Source organism: Hymenobacter sp. BRD67, assembly GCF_013256425.1.
In the GTDB taxonomy this organism is placed as follows: domain Bacteria; phylum Bacteroidota; class Bacteroidia; order Cytophagales; family Hymenobacteraceae; genus Hymenobacter.
The window spans coordinates 208,341-224,584 of sequence record NZ_CP053904.1 but is presented as its reverse complement, the minus strand read 5'-3'; the positions used below and the strand labels follow the sequence as shown (position 1 = coordinate 224,584).

Here is a 16,244-nt window from a genome sequence, read left to right as displayed (position 1 = left end):
CTGCGTATGGCAGCTGCGCTAGCCGCCGTGAGTGCCGGCTGGTCGCAAGCTGCGCTTGCGCATCCGGCTGCCCCGCCCCGCAAGCCCACCGTTATTCTGTTCGTCGGCAACAGCTTTTTTCACGGGGCGTTTGAGCCGGTACTCAGCTATAACGCGGCGGGTATTACGGACGAAAACTTTAAACCCGGCGGCGCGGCCGGGCGGGCCCGCAGCACCCTGCACAACCGCGCCGCCTGGGGCGGCATTCCCGGTATTTTCAAGAAGCTGACCGCCGAGGCCGGGTTGAACTACGAGGTGCATATGGAGGCCATCAGCGGGCAAACATTAAAGTTTCACTATGATAGCGCCCTGGCCGTAGTGCAACAGCGCCCCTGGGACCAGGTGGTGCTGCACGACTACAGTACCGGCCCGGTACCAACGCGCCACGGCGGCCAGCCAGCGCGCTTTTTTGACTATGCTACCCGGCTCGAAGAGGCTGTACACGCGACCAACTCCAAAGCTCAGGTATACCTCTACGAAACCTGGGCGCGAGCCGACCTCACCTACCCGGCCGGCAAAAACTACTCGGGCCTGCCGCTCGATTCGATGACCACCGACCTGCACCGCGCCTATTACCGGGAAGCAGCGCAGGATAAGCATTTTGCTGGCGTAGCGCCGGCTGGCGATGCCTGGCTATGGGCTATTCAGCAGGGCGTGGCCATGCCCAATCCTTACGCCCCCGAAGCAGGCAAAGTAGACCTCTGGGGCCCTGACCACTACCATCCCAGCATCTACGGCGCCTACCTCAACGCCTGTGTGCTCCTGGACCGGCTAGCCCATTATGACCCCCGCCAGCTAGGTGCCCATGAGAAAGCAGCGGCCGACTTAGGCATTGCGCCCGAGGTAGCCGTGAAGCTTCAGCGCATAGCCTACGAGCAAGTGCGAGCCGCCTGGCCTCATTAGCGCCAACCCCAAATCATGTACTCTGCGGCCCGTTGCTTTGCACGCCGGGAGCACACTAGCGGGCCGTACCTTTGTGCTATGCCGCCCCCCTCCCCTATTGCCATCGCCTGCTAAGCGCCTTCCTGGCGCTGTTGGTGCTGGCTACATCGGTGGGCCTCACGGCCGAGCGGCACCGCTGCCGCATCAGCGGGCGTAGTACGGTGGCGCTCAGCCTGCCTGGCCAGGCTAGCCACGAAGCAGAGGCGCTCACCAGTAAACCTGGGCGCCCCTGCCAAAAGCGTCGCGCCCAAGGGTGTTGCGATGTCAGCCACCTGCACCACAAGCTCAGCGCCCAAAGCGCCGATGCCGGGCCGGGCAAGTGGCTACCCGAGCCACCCCCACTACTCCCGCCGGCCGTGCTGCCCGCGCCGGTCTGGTCGGCGCGGCCCACACCAGCGCCATTGGCCCTGGCCGTTGCCGCGGGCACGGCGGCCAACGCTTCGCCGCCCGGCGTTCCCCGGGCGGGGCGCACACTGCTCACCCTGGGTTGTAAGCTGGTGGTTTAGGCTTCTCTGAAAATTCGCAAGTCCGGCCTGCCCGGCCAGACCGTATGTTTTCAGAAATGCTTAACTTTCAGACAAAATGGGCTTTATCAGCGGGAGATACCCGCGCTTATTACTAGGAATTCCAGGAATTCTGCCGCTGCTGGCCCACGCCCAGAGCGGGGCGGCCGTGCGCGGCGAAGTTCGCGAGGGCCGCGGCCCGGTGCCCGGCGCAGTGGTGCGCTGGCTGCTGCCGGCGGGCGCCACCGGCCCTACCACTACTACCAACGACGCGGGCACTTTCGTGCTGCCCTTTCCGGCTCTGGCCAGCCACCGGGTTATCGTAGGCGCGGTGGGCTACGCTACCGACACCGTGGCCGTGCCCACTACCAGCGCGGCGCCTTACCTGCGCGTGAGCTTGCGCGGCGGCGCGGCCCTCGGCGAAGTGGCCATCACCGGACATGCCGTAGCTTATTCGGCCCGGTCGGTGAGCAGTATGCAAAGCATCAGTGCCCGCGACCTTACCAAATCGGCGTGCTGCAACCTGGCCGAGAGCTTCGAAACCAACGCCGCCGTAGAAGTGAGCACCGCCGACGCCGTGAGCGGCGCCAAGCAAATTCAGCTGCTGGGCCTCGACGGAGGGTACTCGCTGCTGACCATCGACAACCAGCCGGCCCTGCGCGGGCTGTCGGCCCCTTACCGGCTGGGCTACCTGGCGGGGCCCTGGATTGGCAGCATCGACATTATTAAGGGCACCGGCTCGGTGGTGAATGGCTACGAGGGAATATCGGGCCAGGTGAATATTCAGCTCAAGGAGCCCGACCTCACCGACCAGCTGCTACTGAATACCTACGTGAACGACCTCGGCAAATTTGACCTGAATGCCGTGGCCTCGCAGCGCCTCAACAAGAAGTGGAGCAACGTGCTGCTGCTGCACACCGACCACCTGGGCAACCGCGTAGACCGCAACGGCGATGGCTTTCTAGACCTGCCGCTGGCTACCCAGTTCAACGGCTACGACAAGGTGAAGTATAAGTCGGGCACCGGCCTGGTGGCCGAGCTGGGCGCAGGGGCCCTGCGCGAAACCCGCCAGGGCGGGCAGCTTGGCTTTCGGGAAGGCGCCAGCGACTCGCTCGCCTTCCGCCAGTACTACGGCACTACCCAACGTACCGACCGCTACACGGCCCAGGCCCGCACGTCCTACACCTGGCCGGGCCGGCCTTTCCAGAGCCTGGGCCTGCTGGTGAATGGCACGAGTCATGATTTTACGTCAACCTACTCTTTCCGGCAGTACAGCGGCCCCCGCCAATACAGCGGCCACCAGACTACCGGGCAGGCTACGCTGCTTTTTCAGAGCGTGCTGGGCAATACCATGCACACCTACCGCACGGGCCTGAGCTTTTTGTACGACGACTACCACGAGCTGCTGCGCAACGGCGACATTCCCGTGCTGATAGCTGCTGCCCAAACCCTGCAGCGCACCGAGCGCGTACCCGGCGCATTTGCCGAGTACACGTATAACAATACCCACAACCTGACCGCCGTGCTGGGATTGCGCACCGATTACCACAACCTTTTTGGCTGGCAGGTAACGCCGCGCTTCAACCTCAAATACGATGTGCGCCCGGCTACTTCCCTGCGCGTGTCGGCGGGCCGGGGCTTCCGGGTGCCTAACCCGGTTGCCGACAATGCCGCCATGCTGGCCAGCGCCCGCCAGTTTTACCTGCTTCCCAGCTCCGGCTACCGGCCCGAAACGGCCTGGAACCTGGGTGGGTCGCTTACGCAGTATTTCCAGGTGCTGGGGCGGCAGGCTACGTTCGTGGCCGACTACTACGATACCATCTTTCAGAACCAGCTGGTGGCGGATATGTACACCTCGCCGCAGTTTATTCTGCTGGACAACCTCACGCCGGGCGCCCGCTCTTTCGCCCGCAGCGCGCAGGCTGAAGTGCAGGCCGAGCCGCTGAAAGGGCTGCAAGTGAAGGCTGCCTACAAATGGCTCGACGTGCGCAGCACCTACGCCGGGCAGCTGCTGCCCAAGCCTCTCACGCCCCAGAACCGGGCATTTCTGAACCTGGGCTACGCCTCGGCTTTCGATAAGTGGCGCGCCGACCTCACCGTGCAGTGGTACGGCGAGCGCCCGCTGGCCCACCTGCCCGCCGATGGCAGCAACACCGGCCACCAGCACGGCACCGGCATCACCGGCCTCGAGTATGCCCCGCGCTACGCCCTGCTCAACGCCCAGCTTACCCGCGCCTTCAAGCGCATTGAGGTGTACGCGGGCGTCGAAAACCTCACCAATTTCCGCCAGCCCAACCCCATTCAGAATGCCGCCACGCCCTTCAGCGATGGCTTCGATGCGGCCATGGTGTGGGGGCCGGTGTACGGCCGGCTCACCTACGCCGGGCTGCGCTACCGCATTGAGTAAATTTTTATCGCTTATAAAACGTCTGTTCTTGCGAGCGCAGCGCGGCAATCGCCCCAGAAGGAAGCCCGAACAATTCCGTTCCGGTGCGATTGCTTCGTAGGATGCAAAGACAGACGTTTTGTACCTAGTATTCAGCAACTACCAACTTATAGCTCAACTCTCAATCTTATGAAATCTTTTGCATTTTCCTTGCTCGCGCTGCTGAGCTTTGCCGGGGCCGCCCAGGCCCAAACTACTCAGGCAGCCACTGCTACCGCTTCAAAAGGCACCGAGACGGTGCAGTTTAAAACATCGGCTATTTGCGATATGTGCAAGGCCCGCATCGAGAAAAGCATGGCCTATGAGAAAGGCATTCAGGCGGCCAACCTCGATATACCCAGCAAAGTCCTGACCGTCACTTACAACCCCGCCAAAACCACGCCCGATGCCATCCGCGCCGCCGTGCTGAAAACCGGCTACGACGCCGACCAGGCCACCGCCGACGCCCGCGCCTACGACCGCCTGCCCGAGTGCTGCAAGAAACCGGCCAGCACCCACTAGGCTGCTGATTGGCAATGGTTTAAGCGGATTCCGCACTTCTTTCCCGTTGTGAGCGATTACTTCTTTGCTGCTTTAAAGCAGGCTGCCTCGCCCGGTGGCCTGCTTTACTTTTATTTTGTCCCATGAAACAGTCACCCCTTCCCCGCCCGGCCGATAAAGACCAGCTGCACCCGCGCAACCGGCACCGGGGGCGCTACGATTTTGCCCAGCTTGTGCGCAGCAGTCCGGCGCTCGCGGCCTTTGTGCGGGTCAATGAGTTTGGTGATTCCTCCATCGACTTTGCTGACCCCGCTGCGGTAAAGGCGCTAAACCAGGCGCTGCTGCGGCATTTCTACGGCATCGAAAACTGGGACATTCCCGCCGGCTACCTGTGCCCGCCCATTCCGGGCCGGGCCGACTATATTCATTACCTGGCTGATTTGCTGGCCGAAGACAACAGCGGCGTGGTGCCGCAGGGCCGCAGCGTGCGGGTGCTTGACATTGGCGTAGGCGCCAACTGCATCTACCCCATTCTGGGCCACCACGAGTACGGCTGGCGCTTTGTAGGAGCCGAAACCGACGCCGTGGCGCTGCGCGCCGCCCGGCAGCTGGTAGCCGCCAACTCCGGCCTGGCCGGCTCCATCGACTGCCGCCTGCAATCAGACCCGCAGCACATGCTGGCGGGCATCGTCAAGCCCGGCGAAGTGTTCGACGCCACTCTCTGCAACCCGCCTTTCCACGCTTCGGCGGCCGAAGCCGCGGCCGCCACCCAGCGCAAAACCACCAACCTGGGGCGCAACGGCGGCCGGAGCGTGGCCCCGGCGCGCAACTTCGGGGGCCAGCACAACGAACTGTGGTATCCCGGCGGCGAGGAGACTTTTCTGCGGCAGCTTATTGCTGAGAGCAGGCAGCTGCCCAAAGCCAGCTACTGGTACACGGCGCTGGTTTCCCAAAAAGTTGCCCTGCGCAGCGCCTATTATTTCCTCCAGCAGGCGCAGGCTGTGCACGTGAAAACCATCGAAATGGCCCAGGGCCAGAAGAAAAGCCGCTTCGTAGCCTGGTCTTTTCTGACGGAAGAGGAGCGTGCCGCCTGGCGGCAGACCCGCTGGGCGCCGGCGGCCCGGTAGCGAGCGGCAGGCCGCTACTTGGCCTGCCACAGCCGCCACCACGGCAGGTAGGGCTGGTCGTGGTGCTCGTAGTGGTAGCCAAAGAAGTAGCAGCTCACAAAGGCCCACGCGTGCTGCCGCAGCTGGCTGCGCGACTTATGCCGGTTGTCGGGCGCGTGCTCGCCCCGGTGCGGCAGGTAGGTGCCGAAAAAGAAGAGCTGCAGAGTAGCCAGCACGGCCGGTATCATCCAGTAAGCAATGACGTTGGCCTGCGGAAAATATAGCTTTAATACATTATAGGTTGCGGCCATCAGCAGCACCTGCCACCACGTAACGTAGTTCCAGGCGAAGCGCAGCAGCCAGGGCAGGAAGCCCGGATGGTTTTCGGGGTGAAAGTCGGGGTCGGCGGGCGTGCCTACGTGGCGGTGGTGGTCGTGGTGCTTGGGCAGCTGGCGCGGAAACCAGTTGTAGGCAAACAGCAGCGCGCACACCGTACCGATGGTGTTATTTAGCCGCTTATGGGGGCTCACCACGCCGTGCATGGCATCGTGCGCCGTGATGTAAAGCCCGGTGTATAAGTGAGTTTGCAGCAACACCAGCAGGTACGGCGCGGGCGAGCGCCAGTCGGGCCGGTAAAAGCCGAGCAGAAACGTGAGCAGCCCCGCCCAGCTGGCCATAATCAACAGTGCCGCAAGCACGCCCTTACCGGCCAGGGGCGTCGGGCGAACTGACTGAACCACGGATTTGGCGGCTTCGTCGGATTGCACGGATTTTGGTGACGATTGGGCTACCACACTTTTTACCGAAATTATTACCAGCGTATTCTTAACCGGAAAAACGTTGAAAAAGTCTTCTATACCACTACTGGCCTTCCACAAAATCCGTTCAAGCCGGCGAATCCGCTAAATCCGCGGTTCGGATTAAAACCGCTCCAGGGCGTCGCGTACCTGCTCCATCAGCCACATGGGCGTGCTGGTAGCGCCGCAAATACCCACCGACTGCCCTGCTGCAAACCAGCTCGGGCACAGCTCCTCGGTGCGCGACACAAAATGCGTTTGCGGGTTGGTGTCTTTACACACCTGGTAAAGCACCTTGCCATTCGAGCTTTTGGTGCCCGACACGAATACAATCTGGTCGAACTTGGCCGCGAAGCGCCGCAAATCCTGGTCGCGGTTGCTCACCTGCCGGCAGATAGTATCGTTGGCATTGATGTTATACCCACGCCCAATAAGCTCATTCTTAATACGATAGAACGAGTCGGTACTTTTGGTCGTCTGGCTGTAGAGCGTAATAGTGGGCGGCAGCTCGTGATGCAGCAGCTCTTCCAGGTTCTCAAACACTACGGCCTCACCGCCCGTCTGGCCCAGCAGGCCCAGCACCTCGGCGTGGCCGTGCTTGCCGTAGATGAATATCTTTTCGCGCCGGTCGAAGCTGGTCTTGATGCGGTTTTGCAGCTTGAGCACCACCGGGCAGCTCGCGTCGATAAGCGTCAGGTTATTTTCCATCGCCCGCTGGTAGGTGCTCGGCGGCTCGCCGTGCGCCCGGATGAGCACCGCCTCGTTGCGCAAATCGGCAAACTGCTCGTGGCCGATAATGCGCAGCCCTTTGTGCTCCAGGCGCTGCACTTCTTCATCGTTGTGCACAATGTCGCCGAGGCAGTACAGGTAGCCCTGCTCAGCCAGAATGTCCTCGGCCATCTGAATGGCGTAAATCACGCCAAAGCAGAAGCCGGAGTTGGGGTCGATGCGAACGCTTAGGTGCAAACCAGACTGCATATCGCGAAGCTAACTCTCAACTACGGTACAAGGTTATCAGAACCAGCCTAAATATTGACCAATACTCAGTTACCCGACGCAAAAAGTGCTGGTTGCCGGCTACATTTTCACTTGGGCCAAGCGCTGTGCCTCCTCTTCCGAAACGTGCTTGCGGCTCACCAGAAAGCCGCGCACCGTTTGGAAGGCTTCGGCATCGAGGCCCGAGTTGGGATGTTGCAGGGCCGCATTCAGCAGGAAGGTTTTGTCTTCCTCCACATGCTTGCTCATGCCCAGGAAGGGCGGCAGGTTGCTCTCAACCGAAAAGCGCAGGAAGCGAATTTCGGCATTGGATGGATTAAGGGCCACGGCCTGCTCAAACGACTTAGCCGCCTGCTGCACATAGGTGAGCTTGTTGAGCATGGAGGCGTCGCGGGCTTTAATAGCCTCAGCGGCCCCCTTATACCCCAAGACCAGCGCATCCTGACCCTGGTAATCACGCAGCAGGTTGTAAAAATTCTCGCCCGCCTGCTTGTCGGCAGCGGCTTGTTCGTAGTGGCGGCGCAGGGTGGCGGGTTGGTAAGGCGACATGGACGCAGGAGGGGAAAGAGGGCGGGCTACTGCCATGCCACCAGCCACTGGCAGGGCGCTCAGCAGGGCAAAAACAAGCAGTCGTTTCATAAAGACAAAGCTACGGGCCGCGCGTGGGTGGTGTGGCTTCCTCTACCAACGTGCTGCCGGTACCCAAAGTGCCGGGCCACCTTACACTGCCCGCAGGCGGTAGCGCAGCCACGAGCCCAGCAGCAGGAGCAGCTTCGTGTTATCGGGCAGGCGCACGCGCTCAGTCAATACCTGATTAGCAGGGGCTTTACGCAGCTTATGAAAAAGCTTTAGGTAGTAGATGTACGCCAGGTACACCCCCAGGCGGGCTGCCCGCGGCAGCTGCTGGATGCCCACGAAAGCTGCTTCAAAATCGGCCCGGATATCGGCTTCTACCGTGCGCTTGGCGGCATCGTCGAACTGCTCGTAGCGCAGGCCGGGAAAATAGACGCGGCCCCGCTCTTCGTAGTCGGCGCGGATATCACGCAAAAAATTCACTTTTTGAAATGCCGCACCCAGCCGGCGCGCCGGCGCCTTTAGCTGGTCGAATAACACCGGCTGGCCCTGGCAAAACACGCGCAGGCACATCAGGCCCACTACTTCGGCCGAGCCATAGATATATTGCTCGTACAATTCCTGCCGGTAGCTGCGGTCCTCCAGGTCCATCTCCATACTACGCAGAAAGGCGTCGATAAACTCGTGGTCAATCTGGTACTCGTTCACGACCCACTGAAAGGCGTGCAGCACCGGGTTCAGGCTAAAGCCTTCGGTGATAGCCGCGTACGTGTTGCGCTCAAACTGCGCCAACAGAGCGGCCTTATCGCGGCTGTGAAAGGTATCCACGATTTCATCGGCCCAGCGCACAAACCCATATATGGCGTAGATGGCGCGGTGCAGCCCTTATCCAGCGTGCGAATGCCAAGCGAAAACGACGTGCTGTAGCGCCGCGTAATAAGCTGCGCACACGCCAGGCTGGTATCGGTAAAGAGCTGCTCGTGGTCCATTTTTTAGGTAAAAGCTATGAGTTATAAGTTAAAAGCCGAGTGCCTTGAGTAGCTAAGCCACTCATTGTCAATTCTCAACCTTTAACGCTTAACTTTTAATTTCCTTCAGTACCTCGCCCGCCACCACCTGCCCCGAAATGAGCGAGGGCGGCACACCCGGCCCCGGCACGGTAAGCTGGCCGGTGAAGTACAAGTTACTGACCTTTTTGCTCTTAAGGGTGGGCTTGAGAATGGCCGTTTGCCGCAGCGTATTGGCCAGGCCGTAGGCATTGCCTTTAAAGGAATGGTAGTCGGCCATAAAGTCGCGGTGGGCGTAGCTGCGCTTAAACACCACGGCGTCGCGAATGGAGTGGCCGCAATGCTTTTCGAGCCGGTCCATTAGCAGATTGTAATATTTCTCGCGGGTTGCTTCGGGGTCGTCGAGGTCGGGAGCCACCGGAATGAGCAGAAACAGGTTTTCCTGGTCTTCGGGCGCCACCGTGGGGTCGGTTTTGCTAGGCACCGAGGCGTAGAACAGTGGCCGGCTGGGCCACTGCGGCGCCTCATAAATCTCGTGGGCGTGCTGGCTGAAATCTTCGTCGAAAAACAGGTTGTGGTGTTGCAGGCGGTCCAGCTTGCGGCTCACCCCGAGGTAAAACAGCAGCGACGACGGGGCCAGGGTACGCGAGTCCCAATAAGCGGGCGAATAGTGGCGATACTCGGGCGCCACGAGCTGCTGCTCAACGTGATGGTAGTCGGCGCCGGCTACCACGGCATCGGCGGGCCAGAAGCCGGTGGCAGTGCGGACGCCGGTAGCATGGCCGTTATCGACCACGATTTCGCGTACTTCCTGGTTGTACTGCATCTGCACGCCCAGCTCTTCGGCCAGCGCTACCATGCCACGCACTATCTGGTGCATGCCGCCCTTGGGGTACCAGGTGCCCAGCACCAGGTCGGCGTAGTTCATAAGTGAGTAGAGGGCGGGGGTATTCTCGGGCGTAGCGCCCAGAAACAATACCGGAAACTCAATGAGCTTGAGCAGCCTGGGATGGCTAAAGAACTTGCGGGCGTGCCGGGCCATGCTTTGCAGCAAATCGAGCCGCACGGCCCCGCTGATAACCTGCCAATCCACAAACTCCAGCACCGAGCGGCTGGGCAGGTTCACAAATTTGTTGATGCCGACCTCGTACTTATACTTGGCCTGGGCCAGAAAGGCATCGAGCCGCGCCGCGCTGCCCGGCTCCAGGCGCTCAAACAGCTGCCGCAGCCTGGCCATGTCGGCCGGAATGTCCACGGCATCGTCGCCTTCAAAAATAACCTGATACGACGGGTCGAGCCGCACCAGCTCGTAATAGTCGGCCACGCGCTTGCCAAACCGGCCGAAGTACTGCTCAAATACGCCGGGCATCCAGTACCAGCTCGGGCCCATATCGAAGGTAAAACCCTGGGCCTCAAATACCCGTGCCCGGCCGCCGGGGCTGCTGTTCTTTTCCAGCAGCGTTACCTGCCAGCCCGCCTGGGCCAGTGTGGTGGCGGCCGATAGACCGGCAAAACCGGCCCCTATTACTACTGCGTGGGGCATTTAAATAAGTTATGAGCCTTTTGCCAATACCGAGCGCAGCACGGCATTGACAGACGAAAAAACGCCGCGCCCTCCGAGCTAGGCGGAAGGCACGGCGGTCGGTAGTCGGTACGCAACTCGGCAAGCTATTCCTGCTCAGCCTCTTCGCTCAGCACGCTGCCGGGGCGGTCGGCGCCGGCAGGAGCGTATACCTTCAGGGCAGCCTTGAGGTCTTTGCGGGCAATGTGAATGCGGTTTTTTACGGTACCAATCGGAATTTGCAGCTTTTCGGCAATCTCCAGGTACTTGTAGCCGATGTAATACATCATAAAGGGCGTCCGGTAGTCGGTGCCCAGGCTGGCAATGGCCTCGTTGATGTCGCGCACCACAAAATCGGTGGTAGCGCCGTTGTGGGTAATGTAGTTCTCGTCGGTATTAAAATACTGAAAATATTCAGTAGAGTCAATATTCGAGCTACGCTTGGTTATCTTGTTATAATTGTTGATGAAGGTGTTGCGCATGATGGTGTACAACCACGCCTTCAAATTGGTACCCGCTTTAAACTTGTCCTTATTGAGCAGCGCCTTCAGCAGCGTTTCCTGCACCAGGTCCTTCGCGTCATCCGCATCGCGGGTGAGGTTCATGGCCACGGGGCGAAGCGAGGAAGATATCTTCTGCACTTGGGAGGTGAATTCCAGAGAAGTCATATTGTAGAAGGGTTCGTAGCAGAATCTTAAACAAAGGTAGACTACAAGCAGGAAATATGGCTCGCTACGCAGCGCTTTTTTTCAGCTTTTTTAATACCGCACCCGCCTGGCAGGCCGCGGCGCAACTATCTACGTACAGAGCCAGGCTCCGGACCGCGTCCCCTTCTAACTTTCTGCCAGCTCGCCTTCAATTGGCTGATTTACAAGCGGAATTAAATCACGAAACTCAGCCAGGCAGGCCAGCGGCAGGCAGCCGTCGGGCAGGTCCTGGGTTTGCACGGCCAGCGACCCGTATAGTACCAAAGTGGCCTCGGGGCACTGCGCGCGCAGCTCGGCGGCGTAGGCCTGCACGGGGCTACGGGCCGGCGCCTTGGTAAGCACGGTGGCCAACACCGTGGGCCGGAAGGCCTGGGCGGCGGCCACCACATCGGCTATGGGCAGATTGGCCCCCAAATACAGCACCTGGCGGCCCCGCACCCGCAACGCATAATTCATAAAGAGCAGCGAAAGCTCCTGCCACTCGCCTTCGGGCAAAAACAACAGCCAGCGCGGCGCCTCAGCCTGGGCCAGCGGAATAAGCGGCAGCGCATCGGCCGAGGCCAGCAGCTCCTGACGCAGCAGCTGGGCCACCAGGCGCTCCTGCGCCAGGCTCAGCGAGCCTTCCTTCCACGATACCCCAGGCGCTGCAGCAGCGGGTAGCCTAGGCGCAGCATGGTTTCTTCAGTGCCCATCTCGCTGATGGCTTCATCAAACTGGCGGTGCAGGCGCGGCTCATCAAGGTCGAGGGCCGCCCCGAGCAGCGCATTGAGCCGGGCACTGTCGGCGGGCTTTACTTCGTTGCAAAACGCCAGGGCCGCCGTCTGGCACTCCTCCTCGCTCAGGCGCACCACCTGCGAGATGCGGTGGCCGCGGGCGCACAGCGTAGCTACATTGAGCAGCCGACGCAGGTCGGTTTCGCTGTAGGTACGAATATTAGTAGTAGTACGACTGGGCTTCAGCAAGTTATAGCGCTGCTCCCAGATGCGAATGGTATGCGCCTTCACGCCGGAAAGCTGCTCCAAATCGCTGATAGAATAATGAGCCACTCGTTTGTTTTTTGGAAGGCTGGATAACAGTCCGGCTCTGGCGTGGAGCCGGTATTCAGAAGCGTATAATGTAGTAGTAAGGAACAGGCCGGTGCGTGCGAAGCCGGCTATTACCTTATCAAATTCAATAAGCCGGCAAATAGTTTACCGAACCACCCTGGCACTGCATCAGCGGGCTTTTTTGCCGGCTTGCTGCCGGGCCAAGCGCAGGTATTTGGGTGAAACCCAGAGCAGGCCAAACTCTTCGGAATGGTCGCGCCCCTGAGTTTTATGGTGCATTTTGTGGGCCATGTTGAGCGCCCGCAGGTATACGTTGTCGGTTTTTTTCCAAAAGGGCAGGCGGCCGTGAATCAGGCCATCGTGCACAAAGAAATAGACCGTGCCATATAAGGCAATGCCTACGCCAACCCAAAACCACCAGCGCTGGCCATTAGCGCCGGTTATAAACAGGCCCGCGGAAAGCGCCCCGTATATAGCAAAAAACCAATCATTGCGCTCAAACGGGCGCGGGCTGGGCCGCACGTGGTGCGAGCGATGCAGCACCCACAGCGGCCCGTGCTGCACGTATTTGTGCATAAACCATGCCCAAAACTCCATAAAGGAGAAGGTAGCAAGGGTGATGAGAACGGAGACAAGGAGTGACATAGCAAAAAACGGCGGTCGGGGCGAGTATAACGCTTGCCCCGACCGCCGTGGGTTAATTACCAGTCCAGCTTCTCTTTGTTCAGGAACGCGGCAATGCCGCGGCGGCAGTCGTCGGAGGCACGGGTGGCTGCGTTGCGCTCGGCGGCGTAGCGCAGGCCATCTTCTAGAGCCAGCTCGGGCAGGCGGGCCAGAATTTCTTTGGTGATTTCGATGCTGTGGCCCGAGTTTTCGCGGGCCAGGCGCAGGGCGTAGGTGCGCACCGTATCGGCCAGCTGGTCTTTCTCGGCAATGAAGGTGATGAGGCCATACTCCAGCGCCTGCTGGGCCGAGATAATGTCGCCGCTCAGCAGCAGCTGCTTGGTGCGGGCCTCACCGATGCGGCGCAGTAGAAATACGCTCACGACAGCCGGCAGGAAGCCAATTTTTACTTCCGTGTAGCCAAACTTGGCTTCGGGCACGGCAAACGTAATGTCGCACAGTGCGGCCAGGCCGCAGCCACCGGCCAGCGCGTGGCCCTGCACCTGCCCGATTACCAGCTTTTTGAGGGTATAAATCTGGTGAAACAGCTGCATCAGGTGGGTGCTGTCGGCCAGGTTTTCCTGATAAGTATTGTCCTGCAGCTCTTGCAGATACTTCAGGTCGGCCCCGGCGCAGAACACGTCGCCGGCCGCCCGCAGGATGATGACTTTTACCTTATCGTCGGCTTCGGCCTGCTCGAAAGCCTGCTTTAGCTCCGTTACCACGTTCGCGCTGAGCGCATTGCGCTTAGTCGGACGATTGAGAGTGATGTACGCCAGGCGGTCCTGCACCTCGTATTGCAGAAAGCGCAGGGTATCAAGTTCCGGGGAGAGGTAGTCGGTCATAGTAAAACAAAATACGGCGAAAGCGGCCGCCTAGATTAAACGCCCGGTGCGGCATACTATTTCACAGACTCGCGAAATAGGGGGTAATGGTTGCGTTACCGCTAAAAATTCTGAGCATATTCTGCACTCACTTACTGCTATCCTTCTTTTTCGGCAGCAGGCCCGGCCATGACTTACCAGACGAGTTGCCGCAGCCAATGAGAGCCGGCTACCGCCCGGGTGGCAGCGCATAGGTAAAGGCCCCTGCTCGTTTACATCCCAGGTGCGGAAGCCGGCAGCCCGCAGGGCCGAGTCTTGCCGGGCAATGTACCAGCGCTTGCACGACGAGTCGAACACGACCCGCGCCTGCTTCCCAAAGTGCGCGGCCAGGGCTTCGGGATGGAGATAAGGGTTGCGGCGCAGCACCACCACATCGGCGGGCTGCGCGGGCGCGGGGCCGGAGAGACGGCGCAGGCTGCCGCTCACAAACGCGATACGCAGGCCGCGCCACCGGGCCAGTACCAGCGGCGCGGGCGGGTGGCGGCGCGTAGCCTCGGCGCTGTCGGCGGCAGCCACGGCGCGGGCCGGCACGCGGGCACCCTGCCAGCCTACGCAGTAGCGCGGCGCACGCACGCGGCGCAGTATCAGGCTGGGCTTGAGCCGATAGGTGCGCTCCGTTTCGGAGAGCGGCAGCGAGTCGGGGTGGCAAACTCTACGGCGGCGCCCTGCCAGAAGCCCACCACCGAGCGCCTTGGGATGCTGTACACCACGAACTCGCGCCGCGGCGCTACCGCCCGCGCCTCTAACATTCTACTTATACTATATAAGCTCAGCAGCGCTACGCACCAGCCCGCCCAGGCCAGACGGCGGGAAGCCACGAACGCGCAAAACGCGCCGATAAGCAAAAACACCAGCAGTGTTTGCCCCTGGCTGAGGTGCACGCCCCAACCACGGCGCCCGGTAGCAGCCGACCAATGAGGAAAATATACTCGTTGAAGAGCCAGATAAGCTGCTCAAATACCCAGCCTACGGCCCGGGGCAGCCAGTCGAGCCAGGGTAGCCACTGCGCCGGCAGCACCACCAGGCCCTTTACCAGCAGCAGTACCACGCCCACGTACACGGCCAGGCTCGAAATGGGCACCGCAATCAGGTTAGACAGCAGAAAGTTGAACGGAAACTGGTGGAAATAATACAGCCCCAGCGGAAAGGTAGCCACCTGCGCCGCCACCGACAGCGCCGTGAGCTGCCACCCGGCATCGGCCAGCCAGGAGGTGGCTTCGTAGCTTTTTTGCACCACCGGGGCGTGCCAGCTGCGACGGCGGTCGAGCACGGCATTGTGCACATCGAGCCAGCGCACAATGCGCGGCTGCAGGTACACAATACTGAGCACTGCCAGAAACGAGAGCTGGAAACCAACGTCGCAGAGCAGGTACGGATTATATAAAAGCAGGCAGAACGCCGCCGCGCTCAGCGTATTAAAGAGGCTGCTTTGCCGCTCCCAGGCCTGCCCCAGTATCACGAGCGTAAACATCACCGTGGCTCGCAGCACCGAGGCCGAAAGGCCGGTTAAGAACGCGTAGCTCCAGATGAGGACCAGGCCCAGCCCGGCCGTCAGCAGCCGGCGGCCCCCAACCGGGCCGCCCAGCGGCACCCGCGCCAGCAGCCATTGCAGCGCGGCAAACAGCAGCCCCACCTGCAAGCCCGACACGGCCATGATGTGCGTGGTACCCGTGTTGGCGTAAGCCTGCTTGGTTTCCTGGTCGATATCATCCTTAAAGCCCAGTACCAGCGCCGTGCCCAGCGCGTACTCGCGCACGCTGGGCACGTAGCGGCGCAGCACGTCATCGAGCACGGCAGCCGTCCGCTGGCTAATCGCTACCGGCCAGCTCAGCGGCGCGTAGCCCAGCACCTTATACTGCCCCTGGTGCACAAACTGCGCGTGGTACACCTGCTGGTACTGTAAGTAGCGCCGGTAGTCAAATTCGCCCAGGTTGGCCGGGCCCTTGCTTAGCTCGGGCGCCCCCTGCACCAGCCACACCTGCCCGTAGCGCGGGGCTGGTACTGAGCCGGCCGTTTCGTGGCGCGGCACACTCACCCGAATGCCGCCACTGGCCTGCTGCCAGCGCCCGGCCACGCGCACCGCCTGCACCCGCAGTGTAGTAGCGAACGTATTGGCGCGCACCACGGGCGCCTCATCCACGGTAGCGCGGTAAAACTCGATACGCGGCGCCAAGTGCCCGAGGTGGTCGGGCCGACGACTTTCCGTTACGGCCTGGCTGCGGGCAAAGCCCAGCGCGGCAACGGCCAGCAGCCCTACCAAACCCACGGCATCGGTAGCGGCCGGCGTAGGGTGGCGCTGGCTCCAGAGCCAGCTCAACAGGTAGAGCAGCACGAGGCCCGCTGCCCAGGGCGCGGCGCTGCCGGCCCATTGCTGCCCCAGGTATAAATAACCCGCCACGCCCCCAATATAGGCCAGCGCCACGCGCAGGAAAGGAGCCGAAGACCACGTAAGCATAGCGCAAAAATTATCTGTAAAAGATAAGCCCTTGCATAG

General features: G+C 61.1%; 16 protein-coding genes and 1 pseudogene. 5 read left to right on the top strand and 12 right to left on the bottom strand.

Features of this window, described 5'->3' with window-relative positions:
- The first annotated feature begins 6 nt into the window (after positions 1-6).
- From GKZ67_RS01055 to rlmF, 5 genes are all read left to right on the top strand, one after another.
- On the top strand, positions 7-942 hold the full coding sequence (locus tag GKZ67_RS01055) for a hypothetical protein (protein WP_173240773.1): 936 nt from the start codon (positions 7-9) through the stop codon (positions 940-942).
- 71 nt (positions 943-1,013) lie between these two features.
- Positions 1,014-1,487 carry a hypothetical protein gene (locus GKZ67_RS01050; RefSeq protein WP_173240772.1) on the top strand — a complete coding sequence of 158 codons (474 nt, stop codon included), beginning with the start codon at positions 1,014-1,016 and terminating at the stop codon, positions 1,485-1,487.
- Positions 1,488-1,563: 76 nt separating this feature from the next.
- Positions 1,564-3,891 carry a TonB-dependent receptor plug domain-containing protein gene (locus tag GKZ67_RS01045; RefSeq protein WP_173240771.1) on the top strand — a complete coding sequence of 776 codons (2,328 nt, stop codon included), beginning with the start codon at positions 1,564-1,566 and terminating at the stop codon, positions 3,889-3,891.
- Between the two features lie 168 nt (positions 3,892-4,059).
- Positions 4,060-4,431 carry a heavy-metal-associated domain-containing protein gene (locus tag GKZ67_RS01040; RefSeq protein WP_173240770.1) on the top strand — a complete coding sequence of 124 codons (372 nt, stop codon included), beginning with the start codon at positions 4,060-4,062 and terminating at the stop codon, positions 4,429-4,431.
- Positions 4,432-4,553: 122 nt separating this feature from the next.
- Entirely contained in the window at positions 4,554-5,537 is a 984-nt protein-coding gene (gene rlmF, locus GKZ67_RS01035; RefSeq protein ID WP_173240769.1) for a 23S rRNA (adenine(1618)-N(6))-methyltransferase RlmF, read from the top strand.
- A gap of 14 nt (positions 5,538-5,551) precedes the next feature.
- Here rlmF and GKZ67_RS01030 read toward each other — a convergent pair whose 3' ends face one another.
- From GKZ67_RS01030 to GKZ67_RS00975, 12 genes and pseudogenes are all read right to left on the bottom strand, one after another.
- Positions 5,552-6,193, bottom strand: coding sequence for a fatty acid desaturase (locus GKZ67_RS01030; protein ID WP_173246322.1), 642 nt, complete (start codon positions 6,191-6,193; stop codon positions 5,552-5,554).
- Positions 6,194-6,436: 243 nt separating this feature from the next.
- The gene (locus GKZ67_RS01025; protein ID WP_173240768.1) at positions 6,437-7,291 is read right to left on the bottom strand and encodes a 4-hydroxy-3-methylbut-2-enyl diphosphate reductase; all 855 of its coding nucleotides are present in this window, start codon (positions 7,289-7,291) and stop codon (positions 6,437-6,439) included.
- A 99-nt stretch (positions 7,292-7,390) separates the two neighbouring features.
- A complete protein-coding gene (locus tag GKZ67_RS01020; RefSeq protein WP_173240767.1) occupies positions 7,391-7,948 on the bottom strand; it encodes a hypothetical protein in 558 nt (185 codons plus the stop codon).
- Between the two features lie 81 nt (positions 7,949-8,029).
- Positions 8,030-8,871: pseudogene (locus tag GKZ67_RS01015) on the bottom strand (phytoene/squalene synthase family protein).
- 88 nt (positions 8,872-8,959) lie between these two features.
- Positions 8,960-10,432 carry a phytoene desaturase family protein gene (locus tag GKZ67_RS01010; RefSeq protein WP_173240766.1) on the bottom strand — a complete coding sequence of 491 codons (1,473 nt, stop codon included), beginning with the start codon at positions 10,430-10,432 and terminating at the stop codon, positions 8,960-8,962.
- 125 nt (positions 10,433-10,557) lie between these two features.
- Positions 10,558-11,118 (bottom strand): RNA polymerase sigma factor, encoded by a 561-nt coding sequence (locus GKZ67_RS01005; protein WP_173240765.1) that lies wholly within the window; start codon positions 11,116-11,118, stop codon positions 10,558-10,560.
- Between the two features lie 165 nt (positions 11,119-11,283).
- Positions 11,284-11,748 (bottom strand): hypothetical protein, encoded by a 465-nt coding sequence (locus GKZ67_RS01000; protein ID WP_173240764.1) that lies wholly within the window; start codon positions 11,746-11,748, stop codon positions 11,284-11,286.
- Positions 11,749-11,768: 20 nt separating this feature from the next.
- Positions 11,769-12,179: a MerR family transcriptional regulator gene (locus tag GKZ67_RS00995; RefSeq protein WP_173240763.1), complete on the bottom strand. Its 411-nt coding sequence runs from the start codon at positions 12,177-12,179 to the stop codon at positions 11,769-11,771.
- A 192-nt stretch (positions 12,180-12,371) separates the two neighbouring features.
- A complete protein-coding gene (locus GKZ67_RS00990; protein ID WP_173240762.1) occupies positions 12,372-12,848 on the bottom strand; it encodes a sterol desaturase family protein in 477 nt (158 codons plus the stop codon).
- A 56-nt stretch (positions 12,849-12,904) separates the two neighbouring features.
- Positions 12,905-13,711 (bottom strand): enoyl-CoA hydratase/isomerase family protein, encoded by an 807-nt coding sequence (locus GKZ67_RS00985; RefSeq protein WP_173240761.1) that lies wholly within the window; start codon positions 13,709-13,711, stop codon positions 12,905-12,907.
- A gap of 30 nt (positions 13,712-13,741) precedes the next feature.
- On the bottom strand, positions 13,742-14,323 hold the full coding sequence (locus GKZ67_RS00980; protein ID WP_173240760.1) for a hypothetical protein: 582 nt from the start codon (positions 14,321-14,323) through the stop codon (positions 13,742-13,744).
- A 205-nt stretch (positions 14,324-14,528) separates the two neighbouring features.
- Positions 14,529-16,205, bottom strand: coding sequence for a ComEC/Rec2 family competence protein (locus GKZ67_RS00975; RefSeq protein WP_173240759.1), 1,677 nt, complete (start codon positions 16,203-16,205; stop codon positions 14,529-14,531).
- Positions 16,206-16,244 lie beyond the last annotated feature (39 nt).

Excerpts from the sequence above, each read along its gene's own strand:
- GKZ67_RS01055 (WP_173240773.1), top strand. The coding sequence starts at position 7 with ATGGCAGCTGCGCTAGCCGCCGTGAGTGCCGGCTGGTCGCAAGCTGCG.
- GKZ67_RS01045 (WP_173240771.1), top strand. The coding sequence starts at position 1,564 with ATGGGCTTTATCAGCGGGAGATACCCGCGCTTATTACTAGGAATTCCA.
- GKZ67_RS01040 (WP_173240770.1), top strand. The coding sequence starts at position 4,060 with ATGAAATCTTTTGCATTTTCCTTGCTCGCGCTGCTGAGCTTTGCCGGG.
- rlmF (WP_173240769.1), top strand. The coding sequence starts at position 4,554 with ATGAAACAGTCACCCCTTCCCCGCCCGGCCGATAAAGACCAGCTGCAC.
- GKZ67_RS01030 (WP_173246322.1), bottom strand. The coding sequence starts at position 6,193 with ATGGCCAGCTGGGCGGGGCTGCTCACGTTTCTGCTCGGCTTTTACCGG.
- GKZ67_RS01025 (WP_173240768.1), bottom strand. The coding sequence starts at position 7,291 with ATGCAGTCTGGTTTGCACCTAAGCGTTCGCATCGACCCCAACTCCGGC.
- GKZ67_RS01020 (WP_173240767.1), bottom strand. The coding sequence starts at position 7,948 with ATGAAACGACTGCTTGTTTTTGCCCTGCTGAGCGCCCTGCCAGTGGCT.
- GKZ67_RS01010 (WP_173240766.1), bottom strand. The coding sequence starts at position 10,432 with ATGCCCCACGCAGTAGTAATAGGGGCCGGTTTTGCCGGTCTATCGGCC.
- GKZ67_RS01005 (WP_173240765.1), bottom strand. The coding sequence starts at position 11,118 with ATGACTTCTCTGGAATTCACCTCCCAAGTGCAGAAGATATCTTCCTCG.
- GKZ67_RS00990 (WP_173240762.1), bottom strand. The coding sequence starts at position 12,848 with ATGTCACTCCTTGTCTCCGTTCTCATCACCCTTGCTACCTTCTCCTTT.
- GKZ67_RS00985 (WP_173240761.1), bottom strand. The coding sequence starts at position 13,711 with ATGACCGACTACCTCTCCCCGGAACTTGATACCCTGCGCTTTCTGCAA.
- GKZ67_RS00975 (WP_173240759.1), bottom strand. The coding sequence starts at position 16,205 with ATGCTTACGTGGTCTTCGGCTCCTTTCCTGCGCGTGGCGCTGGCCTAT.